This is a genomic window from Kushneria sinocarnis, assembly GCF_003633775.1.
Classification (GTDB): Bacteria; Pseudomonadota; Gammaproteobacteria; order Pseudomonadales; family Halomonadaceae; genus Kushneria; species Kushneria sinocarnis.
Map to the genome: position 1 here is coordinate 63,839 of NZ_RBIN01000002.1, position 17,241 is coordinate 81,079.

The window sequence follows — 17,241 nt, forward strand, 5'->3', positions numbered from 1 at the left end:
GCTATTGCGGCCCGGCCCCGAGCGCCGCGGCCAGGGCTTCCCGGCGCCGCTGACCGATCATGCGGCCGAGCTCGCCGCCACGGTAGCCTTCGGCCATCAGCGTCTGCGGCGACACCGCCAGCCCGGCAGCATGCGCCTGCTCCAGCGATGCACGGTCCACTTCGGGCCACAGCAGCGCGAGGGTGTCCAGCACCCGCGAAACCCGTTCGGGACGGCGCCAGCCATCGATCGCCTGCAGCCAGCTGCCCACCGCCTCTGGCGTGAATGCCTCCGCCCGCTCGAGCCAGGCCAGACTGCGCACCAGCAGTACGGCCTCCTCCCGCCAGCCATTGGGCACCCGCAGCGCCTCGCACAGCGTCTCGAGAGTCGCTTCCTCGAGCACCGAGGTGAAGAGCGCAAAACGCTGCATGGCGTCCGCTGGCGGAGCCCCCGCAGCCAGCCGGCCGATGGCCAGCGTTTCATGATCGGCCAGCGCCGGCATCAGTTCCGACAGCGCACCACACTCGTGCAGCGCCATGAAGTACGCCTCCGGCGAGGCTTCCGCCAGCGCCCGTGCCGTCTCCTGCCATACCCGCTCGGCCACCAGATCGCGCATCTCGCCCCGGGCCACCATGCTGAGCATCAGCGCCCGGGTCGCTTCGGCAATGAAAAAGCCCCGCGGTGCGAAACGCGCCAGAAACCGCGCGGTGCGCAGCACGCGCAGCGGGTCCTCGACAAAGGCTTCGGACACATGGCGCAGGCATCCGGCGTCACAATCCGCCGCTCCGCCGAAGGGATCGATCAGTTCACCCTGCACGCTGCAGGCCATGGCATTGAGGGTCAGATCACGCCGACGCAGATCCTCCTCCAGCGTCACCCCGGGGTCGGCATGCACCTCGAAGCCGGTATATCCCCGGCCGGACTTGCGTTCGGTCCGCGCCAGGGCATATTCCTCATGGCTCTCGGGATGTAAAAACACCGGAAAGTCGCGCCCGACCTGACGAAAGCCACGGGCCAGCATCCGTTCGACGGTCGCCCCGACCACCACCCAGTCCCGGTCAACGCTGTCGATCCCCAGCCGGGCATCCCGCACCGCCCCGCCCACACAGTACATTTCGAGTCCGTGCGTCGCGGGATCGGGCCGGTCATCGAGCGGGGGGCAGCTCACGACGGCTCCCGCTCATCATCACGGCCGCTTGCCACCCGTTCGGGATGACGATGCTGCCAGTCGGTAAAGCCGCCATCGAGACTGTAGACTTCCCGGAAGCCCTGACCGGCCAGCCAGCCGGCGGCCTGCTGGCTGGAGTGACCGTGGTAGCAGACCACGACCACCGGCTGCTCCGCAGCGGTACGGTCGATGAAATCGCCCACACTGGTGTTGTCGAGGCGCTGGCTGCCGGGAATATGACCGCTTTCAAAGCTGTGGGGATCGCGGATATCGACCAGCGCCAGCGGACGCTGCTCATCGAGCCACGTTGCAAGCGTGAGCTGATCGAGATGACTGAAGTTCATGAAGACTCTTCCTGTCGGGCCGGAACACTGACCCGATCCTCGGTTTCCAGATTGAGTGCCGTCAATGACCGACCCCAGACACAGCCGGTATCCAGCGCGCGCACCTCGGTGCGTGCGCCGGGCGTATCGCCTTCCAGCGCGGCCCAGTGGCCGAAGATCAGGCGCAGGCGGTCCGGACGCGGATAACAGAACCAGGGGTGAAACCCCTCGGGCGCACTGTCCAGCCCCTCCTTGGCGCTGAAGTCGAGCCGCCCCTCGGCATCGATGAAGCGCATCCGGGCCAGAATGTTGATCAGCACCCGCAGCCGCGGCCAGCCCGTGAGATGCTCCTCGAACAACGCCGGTTCATTGCCATAGAGCTCGGGCAGCAGCTCGAAGAAGGCGTCGCTGCGCAGGTTCTTTTCCACCTCGGCGGCCAGCGCTGCAGCACGCTCGAGCGACCACTGCGGCAGCAGCCCGGCATGCGTCATCACGGTTGCCGTGCGCCCCGCGGCGCGGTCGGCATCAAAGGTCTGGTGTACCAGCAGCGGCTGACGCCGCAGCCAGTCGAGCAGTTCGGCACCATCCGGCGCCTCGATGATCGGCCGCAGCGTGTCGCGGGACTTTTCACTGCCATGGCCGTGCGCCACGACCAGTAGATGGAAGTCGTGATTGCCGAGCACCACCTCGACGCTCTCGTCGAGTTCGCGCACCCGGCGCAGGCACTCCAGCGATTCCGGACCGCGGTTGATCAGATCACCGGTCAGCCAGAGCCGATCGCGGCCCGGCTGAAACTCGATCTTCTCGAGCAGGGCATCGAATTCGCGGCAGCAGCCGTGCAGATCGCCGATTGCCCAGGTCGTCATGCGTTACTCCCTTTTCGGGTCGGATGCGTGAGAGGCCCGATGCGCCCTGCCGGCCGTGCGGCCCTCATGAAGCAGATAGTGTGACTGCCGGATGATTGGCCAGCGCCACGAACTCGGCCACCGTCAGGGTTTCGGGACGACGTCCCGGATCGATCGCCAGCGCCGTCAGGGTGTCGCCTGTAATCCAGCCCCCGAGATTGTTGCGCAGGGTCTTGCGCCGCTGGGTAAAGGCGCGTCGCACCAGCTCAGCCAGCAGCGCTTCATCCTCGGCGGCATGGGGTTTCTCCTGCCAGGGCACCAGTCGCACGATGCTCGATTCCACCTTCGGCTGCGGTACGAAGGCCTCGGGCGGCACGCTGAACAGTGCCATGACCTGACAGTAATACTGAGCCATCACCGAAAGCCGCCCCCGCTGCCCGCTGCCGGGTTCGGCCGCCAGCCGCTGCACCACCTCGCGCTGCAGCATGAAATGCATGTCGCGGATCGCATCACCGGCGGCGATCAGATGAAAGATCAGCGGCGTGGAAATGTTGTAGGGCAGATTGCCGACCACGCGCAATGGTGCCCCATCCCCGCGCAGCTCGGCAAAATCCACCTGCAGGGCATCCCCCTCGTGGAGGCGAAAGCCGGAATAATTGAAAAACTGCGTGCGCAATCCGGCCAGCAGATCGCGATCGAGTTCGATCGCATCCAGCTCGCCGTGGGCCGCCAGCAGGGCGCCGGTCAGGGCCCCCTGACCGGGACCGATCTCGACCAGTCGATCCCCGGAGCGGGGCTGGATGCTCTTGACGATTCGGGTGATCACGCGCTCGTCGCGCAGGAAGTTCTGACCGAAACGCTTGCGGGCCCGCTGGGGGCCGGGAGAGTTTGCCATGCTGTGAGTATCCGGAAATCAGCGAGCGGTCGAGGCCTGAACCATGTCCAGTGCCATGTCGAAGGCAACGTGCAGGCTGCCGGGATCGGCCCGGCCGGTGCCGGCCAGATCAAGCGCAGTACCGTGATCAACCGAGGTACGAATCAGGGGCAGGCCGAGGGTGATATTGGCCGCCCGGCCGAAGCCGGCATGCTTGAGCACCGGCAGCCCCTGGTCATGGTACATCGCCAGGATGGCGTCCGCGCCTTCGAGATGGCGAGGAGTAAACAGGGTATCGGCGGGCAGCGGACCTTCCAGGCGCAGGCCGCGGCTTCGCAGGTTGTCCAGTACCGGCGTGATGACCTCGAGCTCCTCGCGGCCGAGATGACCTGCTTCGCCGGCATGGGGATTGAGACCGCAGACCCGCACCAGCGGGTTTTCGATCCCGAAGTGACGGCGCAGATCGTGATCAAGAAGGGTCACCACCCGCTCCAGCAGCGCCGGCGTCAGGGCAGCACTGACCTCCTTCAGCGGCAGATGCGTGGTCGCCAGCGCCACCCGCAGGGCATGCTCACCCAGCCGGGTCGCCAGCATCATCACGACCTCATCCACGCCACAGAGATCGCGCAGGAACTCGGTATGACCGGTAAATCCGGCATGCCCGGCCTCGATGATCACGCCCTTGTGGATCGGCGCGGTCACCATGGCGGCCGCCTGCCCTTCCAGACACGCCCGCGCCGCTACCGTCAGGGTCTCGAGCACATGATCGGCATTGGCCGCATCCGGCACGCCTTCCCGGACAGGTGCGCGCAGGGCGACCGGCCATACCGGCAGCTGCCCGGCCACGGCCGGCGGCACCGGCTCCCCCGGTGCCAGCTCGATCACCTCCAGCGCCAGCCCGATGGCGCGGGCCCGCTCACGCAACAGCGCCGGGTCGGTCACCGCCACCCGTCTGACCGCCGTACACTGCCCGCCCTCGCAGGCCAGCATGGCGACCAGTTCGGGACCGACGCCGGCCGGCTCACCCGGCGTCAGTGCGATCACCGAATCTCCCGTGACACCGTTCACTGGGCGCTACCGCCTGAGGAGTCGCTGTTTTCGAGACGGTTGTCGATGTAGGCCGAGGCGCGGATCTCCTGGGTCCAGGCTTCGAGCCGGTCGTTGACCTTGCGCTCGAACAGGCGACGCCGCACCTGCTCCCGCTGCTGGTCGGCACTGCCGCCGCCCCGCTGATCGATCAGCCTGACCAGATGGTAGCCGCTGGGGCTGCGAATCGGCTGGCTGATATCGCCCACCGACATTTCGGGCACCACATCGGAGAACACGGTGGGCAGCTCGGCACCACTGCGCCAGCCCAGATCACCGCCATCCAGGGCGTGCGAGCCATCGGACTGGCTGGCCGCCACCTGCTGGAAGTCGGCATCACCCGAGGCGATCCGCTCACGCAGCTGCCGGGCCTTCTGCTGCGCGGCCTGAGCCTGCTGGGGCGTGGGTGCTTCCGGTACGGCAATCAGGATATGGCCCAGGTGGTACTGCACGTTGGCATTGGCACCGGCGTTCTGCAGGTACTGATCGACCTCGCGATCGGAGATATTGACCTGGCCGGCCACCTCGTGCTGCTGCACCTGGTTGATCAGCAGTTCACGACGCACCTGTTCACGCACATCACCCAGCGACAGCTCCTGCTGCTGCAGCTGCTGCGAGAACTGATCCAGCGTCATGTCATTGTTCTGCGCAATCGAGCGCAGTGCCCGGTTGAGCTGGGTATCGCCGACGGAGAGATTGGCCCGCTCGGCCATCTGCAGCTCGATCTGCTCGGTGATCATGCGCTGCAGGACCTGACGGCGCAGCTCACTCTCGTCCGGCAGGGGGACATCACGGCTCTGCAGCTGACTGCGTACCTGCCTGACCCGGTCATCCAGCTCGGTGGACATGATGGCGTCATCATTGACCACGGCCACGATCTGCGACAGCGGCTGAACCTCGGCATGCGCCAGCGGTGCCAGCACCAGCGCCATGACCAGGGCCAGCAGTGGTGCGAGACGCGGATTGCGCAGATTGCCTGCTTTCATGGGACTCTCTTCCTGATGTGCAAACATGATTGTCGAGCGGCACTCGTCCCCGGCAGCTGCAGGCCGGGGCCGCCTCATTCAGAAACGATCGGGACGATAGCCCGGAATCGCATCGGCGTAATAGCTGTCCGTCGAGGTGCCCAGGCCACCGAGCCCCTTCAGCACGAAACGCAGGAAGATGCCCCGTTTGGTCTCGTCATCCTCGATGGTGTTGGCCGAATCATCATCATCGACCCACTCGCGCCAGGCCACCTCGACCCCGTAACAGCAGTCATCAAACCGCACCCCGGCGAGCTTTTCGAGCGAGCGGCTGTTGGTCTGATCGTAGAGATAGCGGCCCATCAGGGAAACACCCGGCGTGGCCTGCCAGGCCAGCGAGACATCGTATTCGTCGCGGTCGTAGCCGAGCCGGTCGTCATAATCACCGGAGGGATCGAAGCCCTCGACTTCCCAGCGATAACCGAGGTTGAGTACCAGCCCGCCTTCGGGATTGTGATAGCGCAGATAACTGGCGCTCTTCTCGGTACGGCCGCGGTTGGTGTCATAAAACAGTGCCTGACGCGCCGACCAGTACTCGGTCATCTGCCAGTCCAGCTGACCGATGACCGGCGACTCGTCCCGATGGTTGCGATAGTCGAGCTCGTCCCGGTAGGTATCATCGAAGTTTTCATACTGCGCATCCACTACCCGACGGTTCTCGAAATAGTGACTCTGGCCCAGCGACAGTGCCAGCCGCTCCCGGCCGCTGTCTCCCTCGAGAAACCGCGACGACACCCCGTAGGAGACCTTGTTGACATCACCGATGCGGTCGATGCCGCTGAAGCGGAAGGGAGACCAGAGCTGGCCGTAGGAGAGCGGCTGCTCATCGGTATCGAACTCGGGATACTCGCTCTGATCCCGATAGGGGACATAGGCATAGTAGAGCCGCGGCTCGAGGGTCTGGCGATAGTCGTTGCCGAAGAACGACGCCTCGCGCTCGAAGACCAGCCCGGAATCGACCGAATAGACCGGTACTGCGCGATCGGGCGTCTCGTCACGCCCCTCGGCACCATCACGATTGTGCCAGTCGAGATCGTACTGGGTATACATCATCTGGACGCGCGGCTCGAAGAAGCCCCAGGAGGGTGAACGACGATAGCCGATGGCCGGTGCCAGATTGACCCGGGTACCGGTGGCCGCTTCACGGATCGGTACCTCATCGCTCTGGACGTCGCGCCAGAAATTGATCACCGAGGTATTCCACTCCTCGTAGAGCCCGCTCGGCTGGCTCCAGCGGCCGTTGGCGATCAGCGCCGGCAGTTCGTAGAACGGCTTGTCATCATCATCGAGCGGGTAATCCATCTTCTGGTAACCGCGCGCCCGCGCCTGCAGATGCCAGGCACTGCCGGCGTAGTCGATGCGGGCCAGACGCTCGAGATTGTCGGTATCCTTCTCCCCGAAGGTCTGCCCGAAATCATCGAAGTAATTGCCGTCACTGGCCGCGCCATAGCGCAGGTTGTAAAGCGTGCGATCGTTGATCTGCCCGTTCTGGGCGAAGCGGAACAGCCAGCGGTCCTCACCCTGCAGATCCTCGTCGGCATCATCCTCGTCGGTGCCTTCCCGGTCATTCGGGAGATAGTTGCCCTCGATGAATCCGGCATTGCGCTCGTCGATCATGTAGCGGAACTGCCCGCCCAGCATGGCGCCCCGATTGACCATGTAACGTGGCGTGATGGTCGCATCGTAGTTGGGCGCCAGGTTGAGATAGTACGGCTGGGAGTAGTCCAGCCCGCTATCCCCGCTGAAGCCGACGGTGGGCCAGAGGAAACCGCTCTGGCGCCGATCATCGATCGGAAAACGCACCCAGGGCCAGTAGAAGACCGGCACATCCTCGACCTCGAGCCGGGCATTGGTGGCGGTGCCGTAGCCCTCTTCGCGATTGAGCGTGACATCACTGCCAACGATCTTCCACAGTCGGCTCTGCGGGTCACAGCTGGTATAGGTTGCACTGGTCATCCGGTAGCGGCCATCCTCCAGCCGCGCCACCCGGTTGGCATCACCACGAAGGTGCTGATCGTGAACGACATAGTGCGCCTGGTCGACATGGGCGGCATCACTGTTGAGCGATACCTGACCATCGCTGCCGCGTACCAGCATGCCGGGTCGGCGGTAGGTCAGTGGCCCATCCAGGGTTGCCCGGGTGCGCGCCTCGTTGACGGTGATGCGCGAGGCCTCGAGCTGCTGCTCGCCCCGGCGCAGCACCACGTCACCGTGAAGGATGGCCTGTCCGTCCGCGCCGTAATCGGCGCTGTCGGATGAGGTACGCACCCGGGAGGGCGTCTCCCCCGGTGCAAGGCGATACTCCGGCATGACATAGTGACCACGACACAGCGCGTCGCTGGGGCGGTCGTCGCCCCAGGGCTGCCAATCGAGCTGATCGGCCGGCAGCGGGTCGGGGGCCGCCTGGGCACCGATTGACGTGAGCAGCCCCGTCAGAGAGGCGGCGGTCCAGAAAAGTCGCTGGCCCATGATCCCTGGATATCCTTGCTGTCGAAAGCGGTGTGCTGGCACCTGAAAACCGGTATCGTACCCAGCCTGCGTCCATCGTGCGCGTCCCTGCACGCACATTATCACGACTGGCTGGCAAAACTGCGTCAGCATGCGGCGCGCGACCCGGACCGTCAACCTGAGGAGGTTTCATGGATACGCGGCTCGATGCCCTGCGCCTGTGGGTGGCACAGCGCCATCGACTCACGCCGGACACGCTCGATCTCGACGTGATCGCCGACGATGCCAGCTTCCGACGCTATTTTCGTCTGACCCTGCCTGATGGCCATACCCGAATCCTGATGGATGCACCACCCGAACGGGAAGATTGCCGGGCCTTCATCGAGATCGCAAGTCACTGGCACCAGGCCGGCCTGCCGGTGCCCCGCATCGACGAAGCCGATATCGAAGCAGGCTTTATCGAGTTGCAGGATCTTGGTGACGTCATGCTGCGCTCGCGGCTGCAGGAACTGATGCGCCATCACGCCCCGACCACTTCAGGGGTGCCGAATGAGGTCATGACCCGGATGCAGCAGGCGATTGAACTCGCTGTCGAGGTCGCCGCGCAGCCCGCCAACCGCCTGCCCGCCTATGATGCCGACTGGCTGGGCATGGAGCTCGACCTGTTCCCGCAGTGGTGTCTGCACTGGCTCTCGCTGGAAGCGCCCGACGAGTGGCCGGCGCTGCGTGACACCCTGATCCGGGCAATGACCGATCAGCCCCAGGTCACGGTACATCGCGACTTTCATCCGCAGAACCTGATGTGTCACCAGGACCGACTCTGGATCATCGACTTTCAGGGCGCCGTATACGGCCCGCTGACCTATGACCCGGCATCACTGTTGCGCGATCGCAATCTCGCCTGGCCGCAGACGGCACAGCAGCACTGGATCGAGGCATGGCATCAGCGTGCCCGCCGGCAGGGGGTGATCGAACCGATGCCTGCCGGCGCCGTCCATGAGCTGGTCGATCTCAGCGCCACTCAGCGCAGCCTCAAGGTTCTGGGGCTGTTCTGCCGGCTGGCGCATCGCGATGGCAAGCCGCGTTATCTGCGCCTGCTGCCACTGTTCGCCAACCATGTGATGGAAGGCCTCGGCCACCAGCGCTTCACCGCTTTTCGACACTGGTTCGCACACACCTTCATGCCCCGGCTCGATGCACGCCTTGCCGAGCCCGCCATTGCGGAGAGCACTTCATGAAGGCGATGATTCTGGCGGCCGGCTTCGGTCGCCGCATGCGCCCGCTCACCGAACACACTCCCAAGCCGCTGCTCGAAGCCGGCGGTCGGCCGCTGATCGTCCATCATCTCGAGCGCCTGCGCCGGGCCGGCATCCGGGAAGTCGTGATCAATGTCAGCCATCTTGCCGAGCGCCTGATCGAGGCGCTCGGAGACGGCAGGCACTACGACATCAGCATCCGCTGGAGTCGTGAAGACACGCCGCTCGAGACGGCCGGCGGCATCCGTCACGCCCTGCCCCTGCTGGATGAGGCCCCCTTTCTGCTGATCAACGGTGACGTCTGGTGTGATCTCGATCCCGGTCGGCTGGCGCTGGCACCGAATGATCTTGCCCAGCTGGTCATGGTCGACAATCCGCCCCAGCACAGCGGAGGCGATTTTCATCTGGATGACGCCGACCGCCTGCATCCCCGGGGCGAGCCGAAGCTGACCTACGCCGGCATCGCCCTGCTTCACCCGGAGCTGATCGCCGGAGTGCCGGAGGGTGAGGCCACCCGACTGGCGCCGCTGCTCATCGAGGCCATGCAGCATGACCGGGTAGGCGGCTACCATTACCATGGCGACTGGGATGATATCGGTACTCCCGAGCGCCTGGCCGCTCTTGATGCCCGGCTGCCACACCCCTGAGCGGCAGCCGCCGCCGAGGGCAGCCTCCCGAAGAAAAGCATGCCGCCGGCCGGCGACATTGCATGTCACCAGCCGGCCTCACACACTTGTCAGCAGGACAGTTTCGACATGAAAGCGCGCGTCAAATGGACCGATGGCCGCCAGTTCGTCACCGAATCGGGCAGCGGTCACGCCGTGGTCATCGATGGCAACCCCGAGAACGGCGGCCGCAACACCGGCCCCCGGCCAATGGAAATGATGCTGATGGGACTGGGCGGCTGCACGTCCTATGATGTCATCAACATTCTCGAAAAGGCGCGGGCGGATGTCACCGACTGCGTGGCCGAGATCGAGGCCGAAAGGGCCGATTCAACGCCGGCGGTCTTTACACGCATCCACATTCATTTCGTGGTCACCGGCCGCAGCCTGAAGGAGGACCGGGTCAAGCGGGCAGTCGAGCTTTCCGCGGAAAAATACTGCAGCGCCTCGCTGATGCTCGAGCGCGGCGGTGTCGAGATCAGTCATGATTACGAGATACACGAGGCGCATGACTGATTCGGCGCAATGCGCTTGCAGGAGATGCAACACCGCCATGCTCCATGCATAATACGCGGCCTTGTCGGGGGAGTCGCGACACTGCACTCCCCCACCCGCCCGGTTCCGACGCCAGCTCGTCGGGTGAACCACCTCTGTGCAATCAGGAGGTTCGGTATTGACCAGCAAGCTCCGACTCCATGGGTTCAACAACCTGACCAGCTCGCTGAGCTTCAACATCTACGATATCTGCTACGCCAAGACGGAAGAGCAGCGACGCGCCTACATCGATTACATCGATGAACTCTACAACGCCGAGCGTCTGACCCGGATACTGAGTGATGTCAGCAATATCATCGGCGCTCATGTGCTCAATGTGGCGCGCCAGGATTACGAACCGCACGGCGCCAGTGTCACCCTGCTGATCGCCGAGCATGAACTCGAGCAGGACGAGTCGGACCATACCGAACCCGGCCCCGGCCCGCTGCCGGAAACCGTGGTCGGCCATCTCGACAAGAGCCATGTCACGGTGCACACCTATCCCGAATCACACCCTGACAACGGCATCAGCACCTTTCGGCTCGACATTGATGTCTCGACCTGCGGCATGATCTCGCCGCTCAAGGCGCTGAACTATCTGATTCACAGCTTCGATTCCGACATCGTCACCACCGACTATCGGGTGCGCGGTTTCACCCGTGATGTCGACGGCCGCAAGCTGTTCATCGATCACGATATTGCCTCGATCCAGGACTACATTGCCGAGGATACCAAGCGCGCCTATCAGATGACCGATGTCAACGTCTATCAGGAGAATCTGTTTCACACCAAGATGCTGCTGAAGGACTTCAATCTGGACAATTACCTGTTCGGTACGTCACGACGCGATCTTTCCTTCGAAGAGGCCGATGACATCGAGCGACGCCTGCGCCGCGAGATGCTCGAAATCTTCTACTCGCGCAACATGGACTGACCGTATCGAGGCCAGCGACGCTGGCCGCCTTCGAAGCCGGCCCCGGGCCGGCTTCTTCCGCCAGCCCCCGGGCCGGAGAACCCCATGGAACGACCGGTTGATCGCAGGTTTTTCGGACTACTGCTGGCAGGCGTATCCGTCGCCTTCTGCTGGATCCTGCTGCCGTTTTTCAGTGCCATCTTCTGGGGCGTCATCCTGGCACTGCTGTTCACCCCGCTGCAGCAGCGCATGCTCGGTCTCATGCAGGGCCGACGCAATCTCGCCGCCTTCACCACCCTGCTGGTCTGTCTGGTCATCGTCATTATCCCGGTGATCTTCATCACCGCTTCACTGATCCAGGAAGGGGCAAGCGTCTACCAGCGCATTCGCTCGGGCGATCTCAATCTCGGCCTGTGGGTCGAACAGATCCGTGCGGCCCTGCCCCCTTCCGTGCAGCAGTGGCTGCAGAGCGCGGGGGTCGATGACTTTTCCGCCCTGCGCGATCGCCTCTCCGCCGGCGCGATGCAGGGCAGCCAGTTCCTGGCCGGCCAGGCGGTCAATATCGGCCAGAACACCCTGCAGTTCGTGATCAGCTTCGGAGTAATGCTCTACCTGCTGTTCTTTCTGCTGCGTGACGGCGTGGCGCTCGGCCGTCGCATTCGCCAGGCCATTCCGCTGAGCCCACGCCAGAAGCAACAGCTTTTAAGCAAGTTCATCGCGGTCACCCGTGCCACCGTCAAGGGCAACATCATCGTGGCCGCCAGCCAGGGCGCGCTCGGCGGCATTGCCTTCTGGCTGCTGGGGATCGAGGCACCGCTGCTGTGGGGCGTGGTGATGGCTTTCCTGTCGCTGCTGCCGGCGATCGGCGCCGGCCTGATCTGGGTGCCGGTCGCCATCTGGATGATCGCCATCGGGGAGGTCGTCCGGGGCAGCATCCTGATTGCGGTGGGAGTGCTGGTCATCGGCATGGTCGACAACCTGCTGCGGCCGATTCTGGTCGGCAAGGACACCAAGCTGCCGGACTATGTCGTACTGATCTCGACCCTCGGTGGAATGGCACTGTTCGGCATCAACGGCTTCGTGATCGGTCCGCTGATTGCCGCGCTGTTCATTGCTGCCTGGGACCTGCTGGCCACCGAAACCGATAGCGAGCGCCCCGAGGAGGCCTCGCCATCCGGTCAGCCCGTCAGTCGCCCGAACCGGGGCCTCCGCCGCCGGCGCTGAAACCGCGCGGTCGCGGCATTCGCCCTTATTCCAGTCGCCGGTCCGAGCGCAGCGCCTTCGCGGCCATCGACAGCCCCCAGCGCAGCGGACCCGGCAGCCGGCGACCACCGGCTTCCAGCGCACCGTAGGCGTGATGAACACTGTCATCGCGCATGCGCTCGAGGATGGCACGCGAGCGCTGATCACCGCCCGGCAGATGGCGCAGCTGGGTTTCCAGACGTGTGGTCGCCAGCTCCGAACCGGCATGCAGGAATCCCAGACTGACCGGATCACTGATCCGCCCGAGCATGACCCCCAGACCGAACGAAGCGGTATAGTACAGCGGGTTGAACGGGCTGGTGTGCGCTCCCAGCTCCTTCAGCCGCCCTTCGCACCAGGCAAGGTGGTCACGCTGCTCGTCGGCAGCATCACAGATCCGCTGACTGACGCGGGGAGCGCGGGCGACCAGCCCCTGGCCGTGATAACGCCCCTGGGTGCAGATCCCGCTACTGTGATTGAAACGCATCAGGGAAATGATCCGATGGCGCTCCAGGCGTGAAAATGTCGGCTCGCCGGCGCCCAGTGCCGGCGAGGGGCGCATCGGCACCAGCGCCCCCGGCACCAGGGTACGCAGCATGCCATCGAGCTGAATCATCCAGCGATCCCGGGTTCGCCACTGACGTGTCATCGTCGTCCCTCCTCTGCGGATTGCCGGTTCCCTGCAGGCATTATCGTTCACCAGTACAGCATAGTGCGCCGCAGCTCGCGGCGTCGAAACCTGCCGCTGGCAATGGCAATGCCGCAAGGCCGCTCGGTCGAGCGGCCTCGTATCCCGCCCGGAGCTGCTCAGCCCGGCTGCCGGGCCAGCGGCACGCGCTCACCATCGGCGATGTCACTGGCCTGACGCTGGTCACGCACCACCTCACTGTGCGTCTCGGGCGAGAAGCGCACCAGCAGGGTACAGAAGGCAATGGCGGTGACCGCCACCCCCAGGATCACCAGACCCTGCTGGTAGCTCAGCGCGAAACAGAAAACCGGCCGCCACGGCACCGGCATTGCCACCGGCACCGACGATACCGGCCACGGCGCCCAGCGCCTTCCTGTTGATGAACGGCACCACGCCGAAGGTCGCCCCCTCGGCCATCTGTACGAACAGGCTGAAGATCACCATGCTGCCGATGGCCAGCGTCAGTACCTGCATCTGCGAGAACAGCAGTAGCGCCACCCCTTCGCAGAGCATGGCGATGAACAGCCAGCGGACCCGTCCGTCCGGGCCGCGGCGACGGGCAAAGCTGTCCGAGAAGAAGCCGCCCAGCGCCCGGGCAAACAGGTTCATCAGACCGAACAGCCCGGCAATCAGCCCGGCGGTTTCCAGTGACAGCGAGAAATTGTCGAAATAATAAAGCGCAGCGATGTTGTTGATGGTCAGCTCGATGCCGAAGCAGGCGGCATAGATCACGAACAGTGCCCAGACCCGGATATCCTTCACCGCTGACAGGAAGCTGTTGCGTGCACTGTACTCCTCTTCGGTGCGTACCAGCTCACCCCGCTCCCGCAGCTCGCGGAAGTTGCCATCCGGCGCATCCTGGGTGAAGAACCAGTACGCCAGACCGGTCAGGAAGAGCACCACCCCCGGCACTACCATCGCCAGGCGCCAGCCCAGCGACTCACTGACCCCCAGCATCAGGATGCCGGCAAGCACCAGCGGCATCAGGATCTGGGTCGTGCCGCCGCCGAGATTGCCCCAGCCGGCGGTAGTCGCATTGGCGGTCCCGACCACATTGGGCGCAAACATCACCGAGGTATGGTACTGGGTGATCACGAAGGAAGCGCCGATCGCGCCAATGGCCAGCCGGGCCAGCAGGAAGGTTTCGAAACTGTCGGTCAGCCCGATCATCATTACCGGCAGCGAGCCGAGACACAAAAGCCAGCTGTAGGTGCGTCGCGGGCCGAGCCGGTCACACAGGAGCCCGATGAACAGGCGTACCACCACCGTGATCGCCACCGAGGCGATGATGGTATTGCCGATCTGGGTCTTGGTCAGATTCAGGTCGTCGCGCACCACGGCCATCATCGGCGCGATGCCGAACCAGCCGAAGAAGCAAACGTGAAAGGCCAACCAGGAGAGATGGAAGGCCCGCATCTGCGGGGTCTTGAAATCGAACAGCCGAATGCGCGTGGCCTTGTTCCGGATATCCATGGCACCACCTCGAATACAGGAGTCATCGACACCGCCCTCCCCGAAGCCGGGCAGGACAGCCGTATCGACGCACTCGTACCCGACGCCGGGCCTGGTCCACGTCACATGTCCCGAAATTCTCAGCAAGGTTCATGCCACATTGGTCGAAACCCGATGGCATGGCGGGCGCCATTCCGGACGGACCGCTGCACGACAGGTTACATGCCCCGCGCCGGCACCATGACCGTGCATTCCGGCTACGCTGCGCACTGCAACGAGGCAGCAGCGATGACCGCAAGCCCCGGGCTGGCGTTGGCCGGGGGTTTCAGGCCAGGATAGAGCACACATCGGACACGACCTGCACCGGGCGAACCTCGGCAGACCCGGCCGATACCGCCCATCAGCCAGGAGAGCACAGTGACCCGGGAAACAGCCCAATCTTGCCGGGAGTGACACCATGTCGGCACGCGTACTGATTGTCGATGCCCGCTCGGAACGCTCGCAGGCCCTGGAGCAGGCGCTGCGCGAGGCCGGCTTCGACGTCGTCATGACCATCGGCGAGCAGGAGGATCTCTATGCCGCAGTCGAGCAGCTCGAGCCGGATGCGGTGCTCATCGATGCTGCCTCGCCGAGCCGCGATTCGCTGGAGCATCTCGGCCAGCTGGGCAAACGCTATCCCCGGCCGATGATCATGCTGACCAGTCAGGACTCTCCCGAACTGACCCGCGATGCCGCCCGCGCCGGGGTGTCCGCCTATGTAGTGGAGAGTCTGATGCCACCGCTGATGCGTTCCATGATCGATGTCGCCATCGCCAGCTTCGAGCAGCACAATGCCCTGCGCGAGGAACTCACCCGCACGCGCCGCTCGATGACCGAGCGCAAGGCCGTCGATCGCGCCAAGACCCTGCTCATGGAGCGCCGCCGCCTGAGCGAAAATAACGCCTATCAGTATCTGCGCAAGCTCGCCATGGACCGTCGCATGAACATGTCCGAGCTGGCCGAGGAACTGATCAATGCCGCCGATGAACGCCGCCGATGAACAGCAGCCCGCACTGCCGACGGCAACCGATCGCACCAGGCGAGACAGGAGCACAATGCGATGATGCCCACCCCCCTCGAACGCCGTCAGCTGACCCTGGGCATGCTGCCGCTGGCCGACGCCGCCCCGCTGGTCGCGGCCCTGCACGCCGGCTTCTTCGCCGGGGAGGGGCTGGAAGTCACCCTGTCCATCGAACCCTCCTGGGCCAATATTCGCGACCGCATTCAGCTGGGCGTGCTGGATGCAGCACAGATGCTGCCCCTGATGCCGCTGGCCGCTTCACTGGGGCTGGATGGTCAGCTCACTCCGATGCTCTCCGCGCTGACGCTCAATCGCAACGGCAATGCCGTGACCGTCTCACGCCCCCTGTTTGCCGCCATGCAGCACCAGCATCCCGGGCTGCAGCCCGACGATCCCGCCAGCGCCGGGGCGCTGGCCGAGGTCATTGCCGAGCGCCGCGCCAGCGGTCAGGCCCTGCTGCGCTTTGCCACGGTCTATCCCTTCTCCTCGCACCGTTACCAGCTGCGCTACTGGCTGGGCAGTGCCGGCATCGACCCCGATCGCGATCTCGAACTGCGGGTGATGCCCCCGCCGCAGATGGCCGCCCAGCTGGAAGCCGGCTGGCTGGATGGCTACTGTGTCGGCGAACCCTGGAATGCCATGGCGCGAAGGCAGCATCAGGGCGAGGTGGCGATCAGTGGTCACCGCATCTGGGAGGGTGCACCGGAGAAGGTGCTGGGGGTCACTCGAGCATGGCATGACGCCCATCCGGGCACCCATCAGGCGCTGCTGCGGGCACTGATTCGCACCGGCGCCTGGCTCGATGATGACACCGAACACCGCCGCCAGGCAGCCCGCTGGATGATCGACGGCGGCTATCTGGATGCCGCACCCGAGGATGTCGAGCGCAGCCTCGAACTGCGTGATGACGGCATCATCTTCAGTCGTTCGGTCACGCCCTGGCCGTGGCGCTCACAGACCCTGTGGTACGCCGCGCAGATGGCGCGCTGGGGCCATCTGCCGGAATCCGAAAGTGACGCCGCTCATCTGATCGGCGCAGTCATGCAGTGTACCCGACCGGATCTCTGCCGCCAGGCCACCGATGCCCTCGGGCTGCCCATGCCGGAGGGTGACAGCAAGCTCGAGGGCTGTCACGAAGGCCCTTGGCAGCTCGAGGGGCGTGACGGGGGCACCCTCGAAATGAGCGCCGATCGCTTCATCGATGGCGCCATCTTCGATCCGGGCCGACTCGACGAACTGCTCGAACACTATCGGCAGCTGAGCATGCTCAACCGGCCGGCCAGGTAAAGCGGCGACCGCCCATCAGGTGCAGATGGATGTGAAAGACGGTCTGGCCGCCGTACTCGTTGCAGTTCATCACGAGCCGATAGCCCTCTTCGGCAATGCCGCGCTCCCGGGCAATCCGCGCCGCGGTCAGGTGCAGCCGGCCGACCAGCTCCAGATCATCCTCGGTGATGTCGTTGAGCGTGGCGATCGGCTTTTTGGGAATCACCAGCACATGGGTCGGCGCCTGCGGATTGATATCGTTGAACGCCAGCACCTGATCATCCTCGAAGACGATCTCGGCGGGAATTTCGCGATTGATGATCTGGTCGAAGAGCGTAGCCATGACAACTCCACAAATTGCTGGTTGGGACGGTGAACCACCGCATTAACACCGTAGCACCACAGTGCACACGATGA

16 protein-coding genes and 1 pseudogene are annotated in these 17,241 nt (G+C 64.6%); 7 read left to right on the forward strand and 10 right to left on the reverse strand.

Going from position 1 to position 17,241, the window contains the following annotated elements; translation table 11 throughout:
* Window position 1: 1 nt before the first annotated feature.
* The 7 genes from C7446_RS02855 to C7446_RS02885 form a co-directional block, all read right to left on the reverse strand.
* Window positions 2-1,147 (reverse strand): tRNA nucleotidyltransferase/poly(A) polymerase-related protein, encoded by a 1,146-nt coding sequence (locus C7446_RS02855; RefSeq protein WP_281272324.1) that lies wholly within the window; start codon window positions 1,145-1,147, stop codon window positions 2-4.
* Complete coding sequence (gene glpE, locus C7446_RS02860; RefSeq protein WP_121171130.1) at window positions 1,144-1,491, reverse strand: thiosulfate sulfurtransferase GlpE; 348 nt, start codon at window positions 1,489-1,491, stop codon at window positions 1,144-1,146. Before glpE ends, C7446_RS02855 begins: the two co-directional genes overlap by 4 nt.
* A complete protein-coding gene (locus tag C7446_RS02865) occupies window positions 1,488-2,336 on the reverse strand; it encodes a symmetrical bis(5'-nucleosyl)-tetraphosphatase (protein WP_121171132.1) in 849 nt (282 codons plus the stop codon). Before C7446_RS02865 ends, glpE begins: the two co-directional genes overlap by 4 nt.
* Window positions 2,337-2,400: 64 nt before the next feature.
* Window positions 2,401-3,210: a 16S rRNA (adenine(1518)-N(6)/adenine(1519)-N(6))-dimethyltransferase RsmA gene (gene rsmA / locus C7446_RS02870; protein WP_121171134.1), complete on the reverse strand. Its 810-nt coding sequence runs from the start codon at window positions 3,208-3,210 to the stop codon at window positions 2,401-2,403.
* Window positions 3,211-3,228: 18 nt separating this feature from the next.
* Window positions 3,229-4,233, reverse strand: coding sequence for a 4-hydroxythreonine-4-phosphate dehydrogenase PdxA (pdxA, locus tag C7446_RS02875; RefSeq protein ID WP_281272325.1), 1,005 nt, complete (start codon window positions 4,231-4,233; stop codon window positions 3,229-3,231).
* 20 nt (window positions 4,234-4,253) lie between these two features.
* Entirely contained in the window at window positions 4,254-5,261 is a 1,008-nt protein-coding gene (locus C7446_RS02880) for a peptidylprolyl isomerase (RefSeq protein WP_245977630.1), read from the reverse strand.
* A 78-nt stretch (window positions 5,262-5,339) separates the two neighbouring features.
* Window positions 5,340-7,769, reverse strand: a complete 2,430-nt coding sequence (locus C7446_RS02885; RefSeq protein ID WP_121171139.1) for an LPS-assembly protein LptD — start codon at window positions 7,767-7,769, stop codon at window positions 5,340-5,342.
* 170 nt (window positions 7,770-7,939) lie between these two features.
* Between C7446_RS02885 and C7446_RS02890 the strand changes: the two genes are divergently transcribed.
* The 5 genes from C7446_RS02890 to C7446_RS02910 all read left to right on the forward strand — a co-directional run bounded on the left by C7446_RS02890 (window position 7,940) and on the right by C7446_RS02910 (window position 12,340).
* Window positions 7,940-8,986, forward strand: coding sequence for an aminoglycoside phosphotransferase family protein (locus C7446_RS02890; protein ID WP_121171141.1), 1,047 nt, complete (start codon window positions 7,940-7,942; stop codon window positions 8,984-8,986).
* The gene (murU, locus tag C7446_RS02895; RefSeq protein ID WP_121171143.1) at window positions 8,983-9,651 is read left to right on the forward strand and encodes an N-acetylmuramate alpha-1-phosphate uridylyltransferase MurU; all 669 of its coding nucleotides are present in this window, start codon (window positions 8,983-8,985) and stop codon (window positions 9,649-9,651) included. Before C7446_RS02890 ends, murU begins: the two co-directional genes overlap by 4 nt.
* A 108-nt stretch (window positions 9,652-9,759) precedes the next feature.
* Window positions 9,760-10,185, forward strand: coding sequence for an OsmC family protein (locus tag C7446_RS02900; RefSeq protein WP_121171145.1), 426 nt, complete (start codon window positions 9,760-9,762; stop codon window positions 10,183-10,185).
* Between the two features lie 157 nt (window positions 10,186-10,342).
* A complete protein-coding gene (gene speD / locus C7446_RS02905) occupies window positions 10,343-11,137 on the forward strand; it encodes an adenosylmethionine decarboxylase (protein ID WP_121171147.1) in 795 nt (264 codons plus the stop codon).
* A gap of 84 nt (window positions 11,138-11,221) precedes the next feature.
* Window positions 11,222-12,340: an AI-2E family transporter gene (locus tag C7446_RS02910; RefSeq protein ID WP_121171149.1), complete on the forward strand. Its 1,119-nt coding sequence runs from the start codon at window positions 11,222-11,224 to the stop codon at window positions 12,338-12,340.
* A gap of 25 nt (window positions 12,341-12,365) precedes the next feature.
* Here C7446_RS02910 and coq7 read toward each other — a convergent pair whose 3' ends face one another.
* Together coq7 and C7446_RS02920 are read right to left on the reverse strand one after the other, a co-directional pair.
* Window positions 12,366-13,007 carry a 2-polyprenyl-3-methyl-6-methoxy-1,4-benzoquinone monooxygenase gene (gene coq7, locus C7446_RS02915; RefSeq protein WP_121171151.1) on the reverse strand — a complete coding sequence of 214 codons (642 nt, stop codon included), beginning with the start codon at window positions 13,005-13,007 and terminating at the stop codon, window positions 12,366-12,368.
* 158 nt (window positions 13,008-13,165) lie between these two features.
* Window positions 13,166-14,519, reverse strand: a pseudogene (locus C7446_RS02920) (MFS transporter).
* 436 nt (window positions 14,520-14,955) lie between these two features.
* Between C7446_RS02920 and C7446_RS02925 the strand changes: the two are divergent.
* Both C7446_RS02925 and C7446_RS02930 read left to right on the forward strand, forming a co-directional pair.
* On the forward strand, window positions 14,956-15,537 hold the full coding sequence (locus C7446_RS02925) for an ANTAR domain-containing response regulator (RefSeq protein WP_121171152.1): 582 nt from the start codon (window positions 14,956-14,958) through the stop codon (window positions 15,535-15,537).
* Between the two features lie 60 nt (window positions 15,538-15,597).
* A complete protein-coding gene (locus tag C7446_RS02930; protein ID WP_121171154.1) occupies window positions 15,598-16,845 on the forward strand; it encodes a CmpA/NrtA family ABC transporter substrate-binding protein in 1,248 nt (415 codons plus the stop codon).
* Here C7446_RS02930 and C7446_RS02935 read toward each other — a convergent pair.
* Window positions 16,826-17,167, reverse strand: a complete 342-nt coding sequence (locus tag C7446_RS02935) for a histidine triad nucleotide-binding protein (protein WP_121171156.1) — start codon at window positions 17,165-17,167, stop codon at window positions 16,826-16,828. The genes C7446_RS02930 and C7446_RS02935 overlap by 20 nt on opposite strands.
* Window positions 17,168-17,241 lie beyond the last annotated feature (74 nt).